Genomic DNA, 18228 nt, shown 5'->3' with positions numbered 1-18228 from the left:
AGAGGAACAGCACCATATCGTTACGAGTGAATATGGTGTATTCGTTTGAGAGCAGCAATCTGCTACCTATAGATTAACCATGAATTTTTGACAGTTTGATTGCACTGGCGAAAACAGAAAAAAAGCATGAAATCATCTCCTTTAGGCGTGACCTAAATCACAGCATCGAGTAAGATTAGCGACCTTTTTCTGCACCATTTTCTCGAGATATTTATTATTGAGAGCGCACTTAAAAAGTGGCTGCAAACTAGACATTTTTGGCTATATTTTTAGTTCAGGAGCGATAATGTTCTTGTTTAAAACTGCAGTTAAGAAGACCAAATTCCAACTATAAGATTGAGGTAGTCGATTCATGACATTTGCTTTGGGGCAACGCTGGATAAGCGATACGGAGAGCGATTTAGGTTTAGGTACCGTTGTAGCAATGGATGCTCGCACAGTGACACTAATGTTTGCAGCGTCAGAAGAAAACCGTGTTTATGCACGTACTGATGCTCCCGTAACCCGAGTAACGTTTAATGTAGGCGATGTCATCGAATGCCAAGAAGGTTGGTCTCTGTCTGTCGAAGAAGTTATCGAAGACAAAGGGCTGCTAACCTACTTAGGTACTCGCGAAGATACCCAAGAAACAGAAGTCACTCTGCGTGAAATCTTCTTAAGCAACCAGATCCGCTTTAACAAGCCACAAGATAAGCTATACGCAGGTCAAATCGACCGTATGGATAACTTTGTGTTGCGTTACCGTGCGCTAAGCAACCAGTACCAACAACACAAGAGCCCGATGCGTGGCTTGTGTGGTATGCGTGCTGGCTTGATCCCTCATCAGCTATACATCGCTCATGAAGTGGGTCGTCGTCACGCTCCGCGCGTTTTACTGGCTGATGAAGTGGGCCTAGGTAAAACCATCGAAGCGGGCATGATCATCCACCAACAGGTGCTGTCTGGCCGTGCTGAACGCATTCTGATTGTGGTTCCTGAAACTCTACAACACCAATGGTTAGTAGAGATGATGCGCCGTTTCAACCTGCATTTTTCTATCTTCGATGAAGAGCGTTGTATTGAAGCGTTTGCTGAATCAGACAACCCGTTTGATACCCAGCAGTACGTTCTGTGTTCTTTGGACTTCCTACGTAAGAGCCGTAAGCGCTACGAGCAAGCACTTGAAGGCGAGTGGGACTTGTTGGTTGTCGATGAAGCGCACCACCTTGAGTGGAGCCAAGACAAACCAAGCCGTGAATACCAAGTGGTTGAAGGCTTAGCGGAAAATACGTCTGGTGTGCTACTACTAACAGCAACGCCTGAACAGCTTGGTCGTGAGAGCCACTTTGCACGTCTGCGTCTGCTTGATCCTGATCGCTTCTACGATTACGAAGCATTCGTTGAAGAAGAAGACCAATACGCACCGGTTGCTGATGCAGTAACGGCTCTGTTCTCTGGAGTGAAGCTTGAAAACAGCGCGAAGAACCAGATTACGGAACTGCTTTCTGAGCAAGATGTTGAGCCTCTGTTCCGTGTGATTGAAGGTGATAGCAGCGAAGAAGAGCAAGCGTTAGCTCGCCAAGAACTGATTGATAACCTTATGGATCGCCATGGTACCGGCCGTGTTCTTTTCAGAAACACACGTGCTGCAATCAAAGGCTTCCCTAAGCGTAATGTAAACCTACTGCCGATGGAGATTCCAACGCAGTACACAACCTCAATGCGTGTATCTGGCATGATCGGTGGCAAAATGGCTCCCGAAGCTCGTGCAATGAAGATGCTGTATCCAGAAGAGATCTTCCAAGAGTTTGAAGGTGAAGATTCAAGCTGGTGGCAGTTCGACTCACGTGTTAACTGGTTGATTGAAAAGATCCAAGACAAGCGCAGCGAGAAAATCCTAGTGATCGCCTCTCGTGCAAGTACGGCTCTTCAATTAGAGCAAGCACTGCGTGAGCGTGAAGGTGTGCGTGCAACCGTATTTCACGAAGGCATGTCGATTCTAGAGCGTGATAAAGCTGCGGCTTACTTTGCTCAAGAAGAGGGCGGCGCTCAGGTTCTTATCTGTAGTGAAATCGGCTCTGAAGGTCGTAACTTCCAGTTCGCTAACCAACTTGTGATGTTCGATCTTCCATTCAACCCAGACTTGCTTGAGCAACGTATTGGCCGTTTGGACCGTATCGGTCAGCTGCGTGATATCGACATTCATGTTCCTTACCTAAAAGGCACATCACAGGCGATCCTTGCGCGTTGGTTCGATGAAGGTCTGAATGCATTTGCGGAAACTTGTCCAACGGGTCGCACGGTTTACGATAAGTACTCAGATGTTCTTATCGAGATGCTGGCTTCTGGTAACACTGAGCAACTTGATGAAGTGATTGAAGAGTCTGCCAAGCTAAATCAAAGCCTGAAATCAGATCTAGAAAAAGGCCGTGATCGCCTATTAGAAATGCACTCAAACGGCGGCGACAAAGCGCATGAAATTGCAGAGAAGATTGCCTCGACTGACGGCGACACTAACCTAGTAACGTTTGCACTAAGCCTGTTCGATACGATTGGCTTGAACCAAGACGACAAGGGTGAGAATGCTCTGGTTGTAACGCCGTCTGAGCACATGATGGTGCCAAGCTACCCAGGCTTACCATACGAAGGCGCAACCATCACGTTTGATCGTGATACTGCGCTTTCTCGTGAAGACATGAACTTCATTAGCTGGGAACACCCAATGATTCAGGGCGGTATCGATCTGCTACTGAGTGAAGGTGTTGGTGCATCAGCGGTATCACTACTGAAAAACAAAGCGCTGCCAGTGGGTACTATCCTGCTTGAGCTGGTTTACCTTGTGGATGCGCAAGCGCCGAAACGCTGCGGTATCAGCCAGTTCTTGCCTAAGACGCCAATTCGTTTGATGATGGATGGCCGTGGTAATGACTTATCAGCTCAGGTTGAGTTCGACAGCTTTAACCGTCAATTAAGCCCTGTAAACCGTCACCTAGCGAGCAAGCTAGTTAACTCGGTACAAGGTGAAATTCACAAGCTAATCGAAGCGGGTGAGACGCACGTACTTCCTAAAGTGGAAGAAGTGCGTGAACAAGCTCAACGAGATATGCAGACTAACCTGAACGGTGAATTAGAGCGTCTACAAGCGCTTAAAGCCGTGAATCCTAATATTCGTGATGAAGAGCTAGAGGTAATCGAAGCTCAAATCAATGAACTGACCGGTTACATCAGCAAAGCTCAGGTTCAGCTAGATTCATTACGCTTGATTGTGGTTTCTCACAACTAGTTTTGAATTAGCGAAATGCTTCAACGAAATAAGGCCTTCATTATGAAGGCCTTATTTGTATCTGTAGCTTAATTAACAATTCAAGTAGCTGGTTACATTAACCACTTCCACCAAACAAATACCGCTAGGAAACCAAATAGGTAAACAAGACCTGCTACAGACAACCATTTTAGTTTGCTGCCAATGGCTAGCGCTTCTGGAAGCTTAGCTTTGTTGACCAAGATGAAATTAAGCAGAGCGAAGAATGGCGTTGTTGCAAACGCGAGTACCATTGCGAAATCGAGCATAGGCATCAGTGCTGCGCTAAAGAACATCACAATCGCGAGTGCCGCGATAGAGACAATGATTATCCAGCCTTGCAGCATTCTTGGGCTTGAATCTTTTTTGAATAATAGACGTTGTGATTCAGCAAGCACGCGTGAGTAGCCATCGATAACGGTAATGGTGCTACCAAAGATACAGAAGAAAGCGATAAGAGCGATTAACGGGCGAGACCATTCACCAATTGTCGAAGCGTAGATGCCGACCAATTGATGAGTAAAGCCAACACCGGAGCGAGACAGTTCAACTCCCGAACCGTGAAGTACTAGCGCGCCTAACGCAACGAATACTAAAGCAAGCAGCGCCGTACCAATGTAGCCAACGTTAAAGTCGAACAGCGCTGATTGTGCGGTCACTTCCTGCTTCTCTTTTTGGCTTTTTAGCCACATAGAGGTGATGCTTGATATTTCGATAGGCGCAGGCATCCAACCCATGGTCACCACGATAAAACCAATAGCGGCCAATGACCAAGGCGACGGTGGAACAAAAGCAGCATCAGGTTCGACTGGAGAGCCGATAGCAATGGCGACTGCAGCTAAGGTTGTGATGGTTAAGACCGCCATGATCGCTTTAGATAGTGTATCTAGAGCACGATAATGGCCAGCAAACAGAATGATCAAACAGGTCGCTAAAACGATCATGCACAAGGTGCTAGTGGCTAAATCGAAAGGAACAAAGTAACTGAGTAGGCTTGCACTGAATAATAGCAGGGCAGCGGTATTCACGACCGCAGATATGGCACTCAAGATCGAAAAGATCACAAGGTATGGGCGGCCTAGGTTAGAGTAACCTTCCACCAAGCTTTGACCCGTTCCTAGCGTGTATTGGATGCCGGCTCTGAAGAATGGATATTTAAATACGTTAACGAGGATAATGAGAGCGGCAAGCTGCCAACCATAAATCGCACCCGCCTTGGTTGAGGCGACTAAGTGAGAACCACCTACAGCCGCTGCGGCCATCATAACGCCTGGGCCAAGAGACTTAATTAAACTTGATAGGGGAGCTGAGGTTGGTGTTTTTGTGTTGGTGGTTTTAACCGTACTGTCCATCGTTTTTCCTTTGATGCTGACTTCTTATTATCCGTTACCCTATCAATACCATGTTTTGTAAAATCGTCAACTTTTATGTACGAAAATGTTGAAAGTTGTATTTATTTATAAACGAATCAACCGTAAATTATTTATTCACTAGCAATTAAGAGGCTTCAATGGCGTTAGAACAGTACACACCACCGCGTGAACCGTGGATTGATATTGTTTATCAAGATGACGATATTCTTGTGGTGAACAAGCCTGCAGGCCTGCTTTCTGTTCCGGGTAGGTTACCTGAGCATTACGACAGCATGTGGAGTCGGTTAATTGTCGAATTTCCAGAGATTCAAGTCGTTCATCGATTGGACATGTCGACCTCAGGCTTGATGCTGCTCGCTAAACACAAACAAGCTGAGCGTCATTTGAAGAAGCAATTTCAATATCGACTGACACACAAACTCTATTACGCCCGAGTATGGGGTTCAGTAGAAGAAGCAGAAGGTTTGATTGACCTCCCTCTTATTTGCGATTGGCCAAACCGGCCGAAGCAAAAAGTGTGTTTCGAGGATGGTAAATCATCACAGACTCGTTATGTGGTAGAACAGCAAGAACTCCAAACGACTTTACTTAAGTTACTGCCAATTACCGGGCGTTCTCACCAATTGAGAGTGCATTGCATGGAAATAGGCGCACCGATTGTGGGCGATGAGTTTTACGCAACATCAGAAGCATTTGAATACAGTGATAGGTTGGCTTTGCATGCGTGTGAGCTGAGCTTTTATCATCCAGCGAATAATCAGTTGTTTAAAGCCTTTGTTCCCTGTGACTTTTATCCTCAAGCATCCCCACAAATCGAACAGCACTTTGAAATTGCGCTTGAGCTTCCAGACTACAGTAAGCTAAAAGCTTAGAATGGACTGATTCATAGATCTAACCAAGGAAGAAGAATGCCAACGCTGAATGTTGTGTTTCTCGATAGAGCGACTATCCCATCTCAAATTCATTTAAAGCCTCTGAGCTTTGAGCATGAATGGGTAGAGTATGATTTCACAGCTCCTGAGCAAGTATCAGAGCGAGTTGAAGAAGCTGATGTGGTGATCACTAACAAGGTAGTGCTCAATGAGTCGAATCTCGCTGGTGCGAAAAAACTCAAGTTGATCGCGGTTTCAGCGACCGGTGTTAATAATGTCGATGTGGAATACTGCAAATCTAAAAACATTGCAGTGACAAACGTGCAAGGCTATGCGATTCAATCGGTTCCTGAACATGTCATCGCAATGCTGTTTGCACTTAAACGAAACCTTGTTGGTTATCATAAAGACATTGAGGCGGGCGAGTGGCAAAAGGACAAGCAGTTCTGCTTCTTTACTCATCCGATTCAAGATGTGGCTGGCAGCACACTGGGGTTGATGGGGAGTGGCAGCTTAGGTCAAGCCACCGCAATGTTAGCCAAAGCGATTGGTATGAAGGTGATGTTTGCCGAGCGAAAAGGAGCAGAGTCTTGTCGAGAAGGGTATCTACCTTTTGATACGGTATTGAAGCAAGCGGATGCGATCAGTCTACATTGCCCATTGACTGATGCGACCCAAAATCTGATTTCAGAGCGAGAGCTCACAATGATGAAATCGAGCGCGGTATTAATTAATGCCGGGCGCGGAGGTCTAGTAGATGAACAAGCCCTAGTTGAGGCTTTGAAAAAACATGAGATTGCAGGCGCAGGTATGGATGTGTTTACACAAGAGCCAGCCGACAACTCAAATCCACTATTGGCTAATAGCCACTTACCGAACTTATTACTCACTCCACATGTGGCGTGGGGCAGTGACAGTTCAATTCAAAAGCTGTCTGATATCTTAATCGACAATATTGATGGGTTTGTTGCGGGTAATCCGCAGAACTTAGTGAGTTGATTGAAGAATTAAATTGCGTGAACGAAAAACAAAAAAGGTTGGCTTTTAGGCCAACCTTTTTAGATCGTTGTGTCGATTAAGTGATTTAGCCTTGCGGCTTAACTACCAATACATTGATTGGTGAGTTCTGTACCACTTTGCTTGCAACAGAACCAAGCACAACTTTGTCGATTTTCGAACGCTTATGGCTAGGCATCACGATAAGGTCAGCGCCCAGTTTTTCTGCGTAATCTAGAATCGTTGTGTAAGTCTTGCCTTCGGCAACGTGAACTTTATACACCACTTCATCGTCAATGTGCTTGTCAGCAAACTCTTTCAGCTGATTTTTAACATCAAGCTTCATTTGGTTCGCTGCATCTTTCGGGAAGTAAGACGCCACCATCGACATGTGAATGCCTGGTAGTACGTTCAGAATGTGGATTTCAGCATTGCTGTGTTTTGCGTGCCATACCGCCAGTTCGACTGCCTTATCAGAAAAGCCTTTGTCATTAAGATCAACAGGAACAAGGATTTGTTTATACATGTATTCGTCTCTTTTTAATCAGCGCTAAGCTTTCACTTAGCACTGTAATTATCCTTTCCATGTAATAAAGCCAAATAGCGCTAAGCACTACTCAGCCTTATCCATTACGCGCTAATCTCATCCTTACGAGCACGTCTTCTTTGGTTCATCGCTAAACCAATCAAAATGATCAGAGCTGGTAAGAATACCCACTCTTTCATTGGTCGATCTGCATCTTGGATAACGGATTTGATTTCCCAATCGAAATCAATACCAGCCGCTTCTGCTGGGCTACCGAACTCAACCATATCAACAATCATCTTGCCTTCTGATTCAGTCAGCATTAGACCCATAGAGGCAATACGATCTTCACTTGAGGTCGCAGAATCTTCAAACGGCAGGCGAACTGTCTTTTCAGAATAGTCACCTTCTAAGTTTTCGCCACCCACTCTAAGTTCAAGTGATTGTCCCACATCCAGCTTTTCCGTGATTTGAGCAATCTCAACTCCAGGTGAAAGAACTTTCTCTGGGTAAATCATGTCCCACCAGAAGCCAGGGCGGAAGAAAGTGAAGGTTAATGCAATAAGCAGCACCGTTTCCCACCACTTGTTCTTGGTGAACCACCAACCTTGTGTTGCAGCTGCGAAGATAAGTACCGCAGTCACAGATGAGAAAATCGTTAGTGCTAAGTGCCACCAAGAATCAATGCCCATCAGTAGTAGTTGAGTATTGAAGATGAACATGAAAGGTAGAATTGCGGTACGGATATCATAGGTGAAGCCTTGGATACCAGTACGAATCGGATCTGATTTCGCAATTGCCGCTGCTGCAAACGCCGCGAGACCTACCGGAGGTGTATCATCCGCAAGAATACCGAAGTAGAACACGAATAAGTGAACCGCAATCAATGGAATGATCAAGCCGTGCGCAGCGCCTAGGGTCACGATTACCGGAGCCATCAGCGTTGATACAACGATGTAGTTCGCCGTTGTTGGCAAGCCCATACCTAAGATCAAGCTGATTACTGCAGTGAATAGCAACATAAGAATGATGCTACCGCCTGAGATAAACTCAACGAAGTCCGTCATTACTAGACCGATACCCGTTAGAGTCACCACGCCTACAACCGTACCTGCAGCCGCTGTCGCGACACCGATACCAATCATGTTACGTGCGCCTGAAACCAAGCTCTCTGCGAGATCAACGAAGCCAGCTTTAGTTTGCTCTGCAAGATCGTCTGATTTGTTCATCAGAGTCATTAACGGACGCTGAGTGATCAGAATGAAGATCATGAACACGGTCGCCCAGAATGCCGACAGACCTGGAGAGAAACGTTCAACTGTTAAACACCAAACAAGCACCACGATAGGCAATAGGAAGTGCAGGCCAGACTTAATTGTTGGACCTGGATCCGGAACTTCTTTGAGATCCGCATCGATTTCCATGCCGCCTTCAGATGCGTATTTTGCTGATACACGAACCAGAGCGACATAAGCGACTAATAGCGCCACCGTTACGATTGGTGTTGCAGCATCGCCAAAGACATCTTTCGTCCAACCGACACCGTAGTAAACTGCGGCACTGATAACACACAGACCTAAAATGGTACCCGTGAAAGACAGTAAGCTTTGTACGATAGTTGGTGTGTGGCGACGAGGTAGGCCAGTCATACCTGCTTTACATGCTTCTAGATGAACAATGTAAATCAGAGCGATGTAAGAGATCAGAGCGGGCAGTAGCGCGGCTTTGATTACTTCTACATACGAGATGCCCACATACTCAACCATCAAGAAGGCTGCTGCACCCATGATAGGTGGTGTTAATTGACCATTGGTTGAAGCCGCGACTTCTACTGCGCCTGCTTTAGTGCCCGGGAAACCAACACGCTTCATTAGCGGGATAGTAAAGGTACCCGTGGTTACCACGTTCGCGATAGATGAACCTGATACCAAACCAGACAGACCTGATGCGACAACGGCTGCTTTCGCTGGGCCGCCTTTCATGTGACCAAGCAGTGAGAATGCAACTTTAATAAAGTAAGCACCGGCGCCAGCACGTTCTAGCATTGCACCAAACAGTACAAACAAGAATACGAATGACGTTGATACGCCAAGTGCCACACCGAATACACCTTCAGTTGTTAGCCACAGATGCGACATTGCCTTGTTCAGGCTCGCACCTTTGTGGGCAATAACGTCCGGCATGTGAGGGCCGCCAAAGGTATAAAGTAGGAATACTGCTGCCACAACCATAAGAGGTGGACCCAAAGCGCGTCGTGTTGCTTCAAGCAGTAAAACCATACCGAATACAGCCGCAACAATATCGAATGTTGTTGGTGCGCCCGATCGCTCAGCGAGTTCAGTATAGAAAATATAGATATAAGAAGCTGAAAAGCTACCTACAAGCGCTAATATCCAATCGACTGCGGGGATGCGATCCCTAGGCGAATTCTTCATGGCTGGATAAGCGGTAAAGGCTAGGAAAATAGCAAACGTAAGGTGAATTGCTCGAGCTTCAGTGTCGTTTAAAATTGCGAAGTTAAAAATGAACGGCAGCGGAGATGCATACCAAAGTTGGAACAGTGACCAACATAGAGGCACAAACCATAAAATACGGCCTTGGATACCACGAGGGCTACGCGCACCAGTATCTGATTGTGCCACCATTTCTTGCACATCTGGAGACGGTGATGTTGTCTGCGTCATGTACTCTATCCTTATTATTGATGGTCTGCCTTTTCTTACGAACAACCAAACGTTATTTATTTCCTATCTAGTGTAGTGAATGGATAGGGAAATGCGTTTTTTGTTCGTCTTTGTCTTAGGCTTGATACGAAGGTAAGTCCTCCAAATTGGAGAAACTTAAAGGGCTGTTCTTTTCACTTAAATTATTTTTATAAAACGTGAAAAGCCAATAAGGAGGGCTAGCCTCCTTATTGGTGTAGTAGGCTTAAAGTAGAGTTACTTTAGAAGGCCCACTTCTTTGTAGTATTTTGCTGCGCCTGGGTGAAGAGGGATAGAGATACCCGCTTTAACCATGTCTTCTTTTTTCAGGTTAGCAAATGCTGGGTGTAGGCGTTTGAAAGTGTCAAAGTTTTCAAATACTGCCTTAGCAACGTTGTATGCAACTTCTTCAGAAACGTCTGAAGTTGTTACCATAGTAGCTGCAACACCGAAGCTGTTTACGTCAGCGTCAGTACCACGGTACATACCAGCAGGAACTGTGCTGTAAGCGTAGTATGGGTTTTCAGCTACGATCTTGTCGATCTGTGGACCTGTTGCTGAAACCAGTTTTGCATCACAAGACGTTGTTGCTTCTTTGATTGATCCGTTCGGGTGACCAACCATGTAGATGAATGCATCAATCTTGTTATCACAAAGTGCTTGTGAACGCTCAGAACCTTTAAGTTCAGAAGCAAGCTTGAAGCTGTCGTTAGTCCAGCCCATAGCGTCCATTACAACACCCATCGTTGCACGGTCACCAGAACCTGGGTTACCAATGTTTACACGCTTACCTGCTAGGTCAGACACATTGTTGATGCCAGCATCAGTACGAGCGATGATGTTGAACGGTTCTGTATGTAGAGAGAACATCGCGCGAAGTTTCTTGTATTCGCCCTGATCTTTGAACTTACTTGTACCGTTGTAGCCGTGGTATTGCCAGTCCGATTGAACAACACCGAAATCTAGTTCACCAGCACGGATGGTGTTAACGTTGTAGATTGAACCACCAGTAGACTCTACAGAACAACGAATGTTGTGGTCTTTGCGGCCCTTGTTCACTAGCTTACAAATCGCACCACCAGTTGGGTAGTAAACACCCGTAACTGAACCAGTACCAATCGTGATGAACTCTTGAGCGTTAACAGCGCCAGCGCCCATTACAGCAGCTGCAATAGCACCAACTTTAATAAGTTTGGTAAATGCCATGAATTTCCCTTCCTTTATTCATTATTAACCCTGAAACAAGTGTAGTTGCTTCAGGAGTTTCCTATTTGGAAACGGCACCTTTTTCAATCCATGTGATGAAAAAGTGGCTGAATAATATCAAAAATTGGCAGAAAATTACTCGAATGTTAAAAGATATAGCTAAAAAATCTAACAAATGATGTCTTGATCTCGTGTTTGATTTGCTACTGAGTTTTTAAAATCAATGGTTTAGTGTGATTTTGGAAGGGAGGTATGGATATTCTAGGATGTGATTTGGATCACGAAGCAAATAGATACTCGTGATCCATTAATAAGGCTGATAGTTATGAAACAGCGATCAATTATCCTGCGTATTCAAACAGTTCACACACTGAATCAAACAGTTGCTTAGTGGTAACCGATAACGTTGGGGTAATGAAGATAGTATCATCACCTGCGACTACGCCCAGTATACCTTCCGACTTACCTAGTGAGTCTAATAAACGAGCAATCAGCTGCGCCGCACCAGGACCTGTGTGTATCACCACCAATGCATTGTTGTGGTCAATATCTAGTACTAATTCTCGTAAAGAGCTAGAAACGGTCGGAACACCTAGCTCAGCAGGAAGACAGTAAACCATCTCCATTTTTGCGTTACGAGTTCGAACGGCACCAAACTTGGTTAACATACGCGAGACTTTAGACTGGTTGATGCTTTCAAAACCTTCGTGTTTTAGAGCATCAACAATTTCGCCTTGTGAGCCAAAACGTTCTTCTTTTAGTAAGGCTTTAAATGCACGAACTAAGTTGTCTTGCTTTTCTGTATTGCGCATATGTCATTCTTATTCATTAACAAAGATGTTTGCATATTCTCGCATACATATTCAATTTTAGCCAAAACATCCCTGTAATTTGTTAGTCATATCACTGTAAATATTTAATAGAATAATGTGTTATTTGCGACGACTTATTTTGTTATTTCAGTCGATTATCGCCATAATGCGAACTTGCTGTGTAGCACGGTTTTATTGACTTGCGCGAAGTCGCAAAGCTAGCGTTAATTGATTGTAATCACTTTGTGATTAATATAGTTTTTTAACTTAGATTTAGCTCAAGAATTACCCTACAAAGAATCTATAAGAGAAAGCTCTCAAGGAGAATAACAATGAAAGTAGCTGTTATTGGTGCCGCTGGTGGCATCGGTCAAGCCCTAGCCCTACTACTTAAGAACCGCCTACCTGCTGGTTCAGATCTTGCACTTTACGACATCGCTCCGGTAACACCGGGTGTTGCTGCCGATCTTAGCCATATCCCAACGCCTGTTTCGATCAAAGGTTACGCGGGTGAAGATCCAACACCAGCACTAGAAGGTGCGGATGTTGTACTTATTTCAGCGGGTGTTGCTCGTAAGCCTGGTATGGATCGTGCGGATCTTTTCAATGTGAACGCTGGCATTGTTAAGTCTCTTGCAGAGAAAATCGCAGTTACTTGTCCGACTGCTTGTGTTGGTATCATTACTAACCCAGTAAACACAACAGTGCCAATCGCGGCTGAAGTACTGAAGAAAGCGGGCGTTTACGACAAGCGTCGTCTATTCGGTATTACGACTCTTGATGTGATTCGTTCTGAAACGTTCGTTGCTGAACTAAAAGACAAAGATCCAGGCGACATCCGTGTTCCTGTTATCGGTGGTCACTCAGGCGTAACGATTCTTCCTCTACTTTCTCAAGTTGAAGGCGTAGAGTTCACTGATGAAGAAATTGCAGCGCTAACGACTCGCATCCAAAATGCAGGTACTGAAGTAGTAGAAGCTAAAGCTGGCGGCGGCAGTGCGACACTGTCTATGGGTCAAGCGGCTTGTCGTTTCGGTCTTGCACTAGTTAAAGCACTTCAAGGTGAAGAAAACGTGATTGAATGTGCATACGTTGAAGGTGAAGGCGAGCACGCTCCATTCTTCGCACAGCCAGTTAAACTAGGCAAAGAGGGCGCTGAAGCGATCCTTAGCTACGGTGAGCTAAGTGACTTCGAACGTAACGCTTTAGATAGCATGCTTGAAACGCTAAATGGTGACATCGAGATTGGTGTTGAATTCGCTAAATAAGCGAAACGCTATTTAACTCAGACTTAAGCTAATTAATAAGGGCCGGTCATTATGATCGGCTTTTTTGATCCTGAAGTTCAAGCTACTCGTATTTAGCTTTACAATTAATGTGAAGGTAAATGTTATGGCTACTGTTCAGAAGGGTATGAATGTCGAATATTTGGGGCACTTAGGAAAAGTATTGGTAATTGATGAGCAAGAGCAGTACGCGCTAGTAGAGACTTACAACGGGCAAGAGCAGTACGCGGTGCCAATGGAAGAGCTTGAAGAGATTGAAGCACAACTGCCGTTATCATTAGAAGCCAGTCGATATTGAATTTGGCTCACCTACAAATATTTGTTGAAAACCAAAAAAAAGAGCCCTGAGGCTCTTTTTGTTATTTATATAGAAGCTAGAAGCTAGAAGCTAGAAGCTAGAAGCGAGTTGTCTATTAACCTGCTTACTTACTGCGTTTAACAGCTAAGTGTGCGAGCGTGGTTAGCGCTTGCTTATATTCAGAGTCAGGAAGTACAGAAAGCTCAGCGATGGCTTTATCGGCCTCTTCGTAGGCTTTATTTGTTGTGTACTCTAAAGAGCCTGTCTCTTTCATTACAGCCATAATGTCGTCAAGACGTTCCATGCCGTTCGCTTTCTCAATCGCTTCACGAATCATGCTTGCTTGTTCAGGAGAGCCATTATGCATTGCGTAAAGTAGAGGAAGCGTTGGTTTGCCTTCGGCAAGATCGTCACCAACGTTTTTACCCATCTCTTTACCATCTGCAGTGTAATCCATCACATCGTCAATCAGTTGGAATGCGGTGCCTAGGTATTTACCATAGTTCTGCATTGCTGTTTCGATCTCTGGTGATGACTCAGTAAGAATCGCGCCGATTTGGGTCGCAGCTTCGAACAAACGAGCAGTCTTAGAGTAGATCACCTGCATGTAGCTTTCTTCTGTGGTGTCTGGGTTATTGCAGTTCATTAATTGTTGAACTTCACCCTCGGCAATCACGTTTACCGCTTCACTCATTAACTCAAGGATCTTTAAGGATCCTAGCGTTGTCATCATTTGGAATGAGCGTGTGTAGATAAAGTCACCCACCAAAACGCTAGCGGCATTACCAAAAGCGGCATTGGCCGTCGCTTTACCACGTCTCATGTCCGATTCGTCGACAACGTCGTCATGAAGCAGGGTTGCGGTGTGAATAAACTCGATAAAGGCTGCAGAGGTGATATGAGCTTCACCTTGGTAACCAAGTGCGCGGGCAGATAAAAGAGCAAGCAAAGGGCGTAGGCGCTTTCCACCACCGCTAACGATATAAAAACCAAGCTGGTTGATTAAACTTACGTCAGAATTAAGTTGGGCTTGAATTGTTTCATTCACTTTTGCCATATCATTGGCAGTAAGCGTTTGGATAGCTTTAAAATCCATTGTTCATCCGGCTGAAGTTAGACCCTGTAAGGCTTATACGTTGTATTCAATTGTTGAATAATACACTAAAAAACGTTGATTAATACATCGCTAAAGGGCATGATTGCCACACTTTTCTTTGGCGAACAGGTTTTCGCCAATTTTTTAAAAATATGGCTTGTCATAGCGCCATGATTCCCGTAGAATCTGCGCCCTATTGATTAGTTTAGCGCACACCCGAGTTGTACAATTGACAACCATAGGCTGTGCGGAAAAAGCGGAGTAAAATATGTACGCTGTTTTCCAATCTGGTGGCAAACAACACCGAGTAAGCGAAGGTCAAACACTTCGTTTAGAGAAATTAGACGTTGAAACTGGTGCAACTGTTGAATTTGATAAAGTTCTTCTTGTTGCTAACGGCGAAGAAATCGCTGTTGGTGCACCTCTTGTTGAAGGTGGCAAGGTTACTGCAGAAGTAGTACAACACGGTCGTGGCGATAAAGTAAAAATCGTTAAGTTCCGTCGTCGTAAGCACTCGCGTAAGCAAGCTGGTCACCGTCAGTGGTTCACTGAAGTGAAAATCACTGGCATTAACGCTTAAGTATTAGGAGAGTTTAACAATGGCACATAAAAAAGCTGGCGGTTCTACTAATAACGGCCGCGATTCAGAAAGCAAACGTCTTGGTGTTAAGCGTTTTGGTGGTGAATCTGTTCTTGCAGGTAACATCATCGTTCGTCAACGTGGTACTAAGTTCCACGCTGGCACAAACGTTGGCATCGGTAAAGACCACACTCTTTTCGCTCTTACTGAAGGTAAAGTGAAATTTGCTGTTAAAGGTCCTAAAAACCGTAAGTTTGTAAGCATCGAAGCTGAGTAATTTAATCTTTAACTAGATTATTTTATTAGCTTTCAAGCTGAATTCAAAAGCCCTGCCGATTCGGCAGGGTTTTTTATTTATAGCAAGAATAAAAAAGCAGACGCTCTTGTTTTGGTTTTGAGAAGCCGTTTTATTTTTTGATAAACAGATTAGTTTTTAAGAAGCCGTTTGTTTTTAAGAAATAAGAAGCAAAGAACCTCTCCTTATTTGTTCCTTGGTTGCAGGTCGGCCTAGATCTTAGGTGATCGATCTAAACACGGATCTGCTAGAATTTATATCACTCCTTGATGAGTGGTAACGCAACGTAAGTGCGGAGTTAAAAAATGAAATTCGTTGATGAAGCGGTAGTAAAAATAGAAGCCGGTGATGGCGGTAATGGTACAGTTAGCTTTTGGCGCGAAAAATTCGTCGCTAAAGGTGGTCCTGATGGCGGCGACGGTGGTGACGGCGGTGATGTTTACATCCAAGCGGATGAGAACTTAAACACACTGATCGATTACCGTTTCCAACGTTTTTACAATGCAGAGCGTGGCGAGAATGGTCGCGGCGGTAACTGTACTGGTAAACGTGGTAAAGACATTACGCTGAAAGTACCAGTTGGTACGCGTGCAGTTGATATCCACACCAACGAAATCGTTGCTGAAGTTGCTGAACACGGCAAGAAAGTAATGGTTGGTAAAGGTGGTTGGCACGGTCTTGGTAACACGCGTTTTAAATCGTCTGTTAACCGCGCTCCTCGTCAAAAGACAATGGGTACTAAAGGCGAAGTTCGTGAACTGCGTTTAGAGCTTCTTCTATTAGCTGACGTTGGTATGCTTGGCCTACCAAACGCAGGTAAATCTACTTTTATTCGTTCAGTATCTGCTGCGAAACCAAAAGTGGCTGATTACCCGTTCACTACTTTGATCCCAAGCTTGGGTGTGGTAAGTGTTGTCCCTGAAAAGAGCTTCGTTGTTGCCGATATCCCAGGACTAATCGAAGGCGCAGCTGATGGCGCTGGCCTTGGTATCCGATTCCTTAAGCACCTTGAGCGTTGTCGTGTTCTTCTGCATATGATCGACATTATGCCGATCGATCAATCTGATCCTATTCAGAATGCACTAACGATCATCGATGAGCTTGAGCAATACAGTGAAAAAGTTTCACAAAAACCTCGCTGGTTAGTGTTCAATAAAGTTGACCTAATGCCAGAAGACGAAGCAGACGAAAAGATTCAAGAAATCATCGATGCTTTGGGCTGGGAAGGCGAGTACTTCAAGATCTCTGCTGTGAATAAAATCGGCACCAAAGATCTTTGCTTCAAACTAGGTGAGTTTATGGAAAACCTACCTCGTGAAGTTGTAGAAGTTGAAGAAGAAGAAAAAGTAGACTTTATGTGGGATGACTACCATAAAGATGCGATGAGCGGTAAGAATGTCGTTACTGAAGATGACGACGATTGGGACGATTGGGATGACGAAGAGGATGACGGCCATGTTATCTATGTTCGTGACTAATCCTCTTAGTTTCTCATAACGCATCGGTCGCTTCTTACGAGTACACTGATAGTTTTATTAAACCGCAATGAAAATTGCGGTTTTTTTGTATCTAAATCATGACGTCTTACTGTTTTTTATGCAAAATTTATCTTTAGATAATTAACGCCTATGGGAAGGAAATCATGGCATCAAAGCAAAGAGCGATCTCAAGACTCGTCGCTCAATCAGGACAAATGTTATTGGCGCACGGGGCAGAGAGCACACTGGTCGGCGATATCATGCGTCGCATCGGTATTGCTTGTGGGGTGAATGAGGTTGAAGTCGCACTGTCAGCCAATGCGCTTGTTGTAACTACCGTAATGGATGATCACTGTATTACCACTACTCGAAGTTGTGCTGATCGTGGCATTAACATGCAGGTTATCACCGACATTCAACGCATTTGCATCATGATGGAGAAGGGAATTCTCGATTATGATTTGGCGTATAAAAAGATTCAAAACATCAGCCCCGAGCGCTACAACCGTTGGTTAGTGGTTGTGATGATAGGGTTGTCGTGCGCCTCTTTTAGCCACCTTGCGGGCGGAGACTGGCAAGTCTTCATGATGACTTTTATTGCTTCAGCTTGCGGTATGATCGTCAGGCAAGAGATTGGGCACCGCCATTTCAATCCGCTATTAAACTTTGCTATCACAGCATTCGTTACCACGACCATTTCAGCTCAAGCCGTACTTTACAATATTGGCGGCCAACCCACGATCGTGATGGCTTCATCTGTATTAATGTTAGTACCTGGTTTTCCTCTGATTAACTCCGTCGCTGATATGCTTAAAGGCCATATTAATATGGGGTTAGCGCGCTTTACCATGGCCAGCTTATTAACTCTGGCGACGAGCTTGGGCATTGTCGCGGCGATGAGTCTATCAGATGTTTGGGGGTGGGCAAGCTAATGAGTATTTTCGAACTGTTTTTAGGTCTGCTCAACGATATGTTTTTCGCCGCTATTCCTGCGGTTGGGTTTGCATTGGTGTTTAACGTTCCGCAACGTGCTTTAATTTATTGTGCACTCGGTGGTTCTATCGGTCATGGTAGCCGGTATCTGATGATGCACTTTGGTATTCCAATCGAATGGGCGACGTTCTTCGCCGCAACCGTGGTTGGTATGATAGGGGTTCATTGGTCACATAAACTGTTAGCACATCCGAAGGTGTTTACGGTTGCAGCTCTAATTCCTATGGTGCCAGGTGTGTTCGCCTTCAAGGCGATGATTGCGATGGTGGAGATTAACAGGGCAGGCTACACGCCTGAGTTGTTGGCAATGTTGATGGAGAACTTTTTAAAATCGATGTTCATTATCGCAGGGTTGGCGGTTGGCTTAGCTGTGCCAGGGCTGTTATTCTATCGCCGTAGACCTATCGTTTAGCGTTAATTTTCTTTTTAGGGACA

At 44.8% G+C, this 18228-nt stretch carries 16 protein-coding genes; 10 read left to right on the top strand and 6 right to left on the bottom strand.

The window, feature by feature from the left end:
- The first annotated feature begins 352 nt into the window (after positions 1-352).
- Complete coding sequence (gene rapA, locus AB4329_RS06060) at positions 353-3262, top strand: RNA polymerase-associated protein RapA (RefSeq protein WP_372137826.1); 2910 nt, start codon at positions 353-355, stop codon at positions 3260-3262.
- A 92-nt stretch (positions 3263-3354) separates the two neighbouring features.
- On the opposite strand, the gene AB4329_RS06055 is transcribed toward rapA, so the two are convergent.
- Complete coding sequence (locus tag AB4329_RS06055) at positions 3355-4632, bottom strand: NRAMP family divalent metal transporter (protein WP_372110149.1); 1278 nt, start codon at positions 4630-4632, stop codon at positions 3355-3357.
- A 158-nt stretch (positions 4633-4790) separates the two neighbouring features.
- Between AB4329_RS06055 and rluA the strand changes: the two genes are divergently transcribed.
- Both rluA and AB4329_RS06045 read left to right on the top strand, forming a co-directional pair.
- Complete coding sequence (gene rluA / locus AB4329_RS06050) at positions 4791-5525, top strand: bifunctional tRNA pseudouridine(32) synthase/23S rRNA pseudouridine(746) synthase RluA (RefSeq protein WP_372129594.1); 735 nt, start codon at positions 4791-4793, stop codon at positions 5523-5525.
- A 36-nt stretch (positions 5526-5561) separates the two neighbouring features.
- A complete protein-coding gene (locus AB4329_RS06045) occupies positions 5562-6524 on the top strand; it encodes a D-2-hydroxyacid dehydrogenase (protein WP_372129595.1) in 963 nt (320 codons plus the stop codon).
- Positions 6525-6609: 85 nt separating this feature from the next.
- On the opposite strand, the gene AB4329_RS06040 is transcribed toward AB4329_RS06045, so the two are convergent.
- The 4 genes from AB4329_RS06040 to argR form a co-directional block, all read right to left on the bottom strand.
- Positions 6610-7047: a universal stress protein gene (locus AB4329_RS06040; protein ID WP_017061372.1), complete on the bottom strand. Its 438-nt coding sequence runs from the start codon at positions 7045-7047 to the stop codon at positions 6610-6612.
- 104 nt (positions 7048-7151) lie between these two features.
- The gene (locus AB4329_RS06035; RefSeq protein ID WP_065584689.1) at positions 7152-9731 is read right to left on the bottom strand and encodes a TRAP transporter permease; all 2580 of its coding nucleotides are present in this window, start codon (positions 9729-9731) and stop codon (positions 7152-7154) included.
- A 255-nt stretch (positions 9732-9986) separates the two neighbouring features.
- A complete protein-coding gene (locus AB4329_RS06030; protein WP_017061374.1) occupies positions 9987-10955 on the bottom strand; it encodes a TAXI family TRAP transporter solute-binding subunit in 969 nt (322 codons plus the stop codon).
- Between the two features lie 341 nt (positions 10956-11296).
- Positions 11297-11767: a transcriptional regulator ArgR gene (gene argR / locus AB4329_RS06025; protein ID WP_004740827.1), complete on the bottom strand. Its 471-nt coding sequence runs from the start codon at positions 11765-11767 to the stop codon at positions 11297-11299.
- 332 nt (positions 11768-12099) lie between these two features.
- Between argR and mdh the strand changes: the two genes are divergently transcribed.
- On the top strand, positions 12100-13035 hold the full coding sequence (gene mdh / locus AB4329_RS06020; protein ID WP_009847834.1) for a malate dehydrogenase: 936 nt from the start codon (positions 12100-12102) through the stop codon (positions 13033-13035).
- Between the two features lie 124 nt (positions 13036-13159).
- Positions 13160-13351, top strand: a complete 192-nt coding sequence (locus AB4329_RS06015) for a hypothetical protein (RefSeq protein ID WP_017068805.1) — start codon at positions 13160-13162, stop codon at positions 13349-13351.
- A 124-nt stretch (positions 13352-13475) separates the two neighbouring features.
- Here AB4329_RS06015 and ispB read toward each other — a convergent pair whose 3' ends face one another.
- Positions 13476-14447: an octaprenyl diphosphate synthase gene (ispB, locus tag AB4329_RS06010; protein ID WP_017061376.1), complete on the bottom strand. Its 972-nt coding sequence runs from the start codon at positions 14445-14447 to the stop codon at positions 13476-13478.
- A 268-nt stretch (positions 14448-14715) separates the two neighbouring features.
- Here ispB and rplU point away from each other — a divergent pair, with 268 nt between their 5' ends.
- From rplU to AB4329_RS05985, 5 genes are all read left to right on the top strand, one after another.
- Positions 14716-15027: a 50S ribosomal protein L21 gene (gene rplU, locus AB4329_RS06005; RefSeq protein ID WP_004740823.1), complete on the top strand. Its 312-nt coding sequence runs from the start codon at positions 14716-14718 to the stop codon at positions 15025-15027.
- A 19-nt stretch (positions 15028-15046) separates the two neighbouring features.
- Positions 15047-15304: a 50S ribosomal protein L27 gene (gene rpmA, locus AB4329_RS06000; protein WP_004735905.1), complete on the top strand. Its 258-nt coding sequence runs from the start codon at positions 15047-15049 to the stop codon at positions 15302-15304.
- 323 nt (positions 15305-15627) lie between these two features.
- The gene (gene cgtA / locus AB4329_RS05995) at positions 15628-16800 is read left to right on the top strand and encodes an Obg family GTPase CgtA (RefSeq protein WP_017061377.1); all 1173 of its coding nucleotides are present in this window, start codon (positions 15628-15630) and stop codon (positions 16798-16800) included.
- 164 nt (positions 16801-16964) lie between these two features.
- Positions 16965-17732, top strand: a complete 768-nt coding sequence (locus AB4329_RS05990) for a threonine/serine exporter ThrE family protein (RefSeq protein ID WP_017061378.1) — start codon at positions 16965-16967, stop codon at positions 17730-17732.
- Entirely contained in the window at positions 17732-18205 is a 474-nt protein-coding gene (locus AB4329_RS05985) for a threonine/serine exporter family protein (RefSeq protein ID WP_017062945.1), read from the top strand. Before AB4329_RS05990 ends, AB4329_RS05985 begins: the two co-directional genes overlap by 1 nt.
- Positions 18206-18228: the final 23 nt, after the last annotated feature.

Source organism: Vibrio sp. 10N.261.54.A5 (genome assembly GCF_041471145.1).
GTDB lineage: Bacteria > Pseudomonadota > Gammaproteobacteria > Enterobacterales > Vibrionaceae > Vibrio > Vibrio crassostreae_C.
Note: the sequence above shows the minus strand (reverse complement) of the source record. Positions and strands in the feature narration are given on the sequence as shown.

What these genes read in the sequence shown, in the direction of transcription:
- rpmA (WP_004735905.1), top strand. Translation starts at nt 15,047, where the DNA reads ATGGCACATAAAAAAGCTGGCGGTTCTACTAATAACGGCCGCGATTCA.
- AB4329_RS06040 (WP_017061372.1), bottom strand. Translation starts at nt 7,047, where the DNA reads ATGTATAAACAAATCCTTGTTCCTGTTGATCTTAATGACAAAGGCTTT.
- ispB (WP_017061376.1), bottom strand. Translation starts at nt 14,447, where the DNA reads ATGGATTTTAAAGCTATCCAAACGCTTACTGCCAATGATATGGCAAAA.
- AB4329_RS06030 (WP_017061374.1), bottom strand. Translation starts at nt 10,955, where the DNA reads ATGGCATTTACCAAACTTATTAAAGTTGGTGCTATTGCAGCTGCTGTA.
- AB4329_RS06035 (WP_065584689.1), bottom strand. Translation starts at nt 9,731, where the DNA reads ATGACGCAGACAACATCACCGTCTCCAGATGTGCAAGAAATGGTGGCA.
- cgtA (WP_017061377.1), top strand. Translation starts at nt 15,628, where the DNA reads ATGAAATTCGTTGATGAAGCGGTAGTAAAAATAGAAGCCGGTGATGGC.
- rluA (WP_372129594.1), top strand. Translation starts at nt 4,791, where the DNA reads ATGGCGTTAGAACAGTACACACCACCGCGTGAACCGTGGATTGATATT.
- argR (WP_004740827.1), bottom strand. Translation starts at nt 11,767, where the DNA reads ATGCGCAATACAGAAAAGCAAGACAACTTAGTTCGTGCATTTAAAGCC.
- AB4329_RS06045 (WP_372129595.1), top strand. Translation starts at nt 5,562, where the DNA reads ATGCCAACGCTGAATGTTGTGTTTCTCGATAGAGCGACTATCCCATCT.
- AB4329_RS06055 (WP_372110149.1), bottom strand. Translation starts at nt 4,632, where the DNA reads ATGGACAGTACGGTTAAAACCACCAACACAAAAACACCAACCTCAGCT.
- AB4329_RS05985 (WP_017062945.1), top strand. Translation starts at nt 17,732, where the DNA reads ATGAGTATTTTCGAACTGTTTTTAGGTCTGCTCAACGATATGTTTTTC.
- rapA (WP_372137826.1), top strand. Translation starts at nt 353, where the DNA reads ATGACATTTGCTTTGGGGCAACGCTGGATAAGCGATACGGAGAGCGAT.
- AB4329_RS05990 (WP_017061378.1), top strand. Translation starts at nt 16,965, where the DNA reads ATGGCATCAAAGCAAAGAGCGATCTCAAGACTCGTCGCTCAATCAGGA.
- rplU (WP_004740823.1), top strand. Translation starts at nt 14,716, where the DNA reads ATGTACGCTGTTTTCCAATCTGGTGGCAAACAACACCGAGTAAGCGAA.
- AB4329_RS06015 (WP_017068805.1), top strand. Translation starts at nt 13,160, where the DNA reads ATGGCTACTGTTCAGAAGGGTATGAATGTCGAATATTTGGGGCACTTA.
- mdh (WP_009847834.1), top strand. Translation starts at nt 12,100, where the DNA reads ATGAAAGTAGCTGTTATTGGTGCCGCTGGTGGCATCGGTCAAGCCCTA.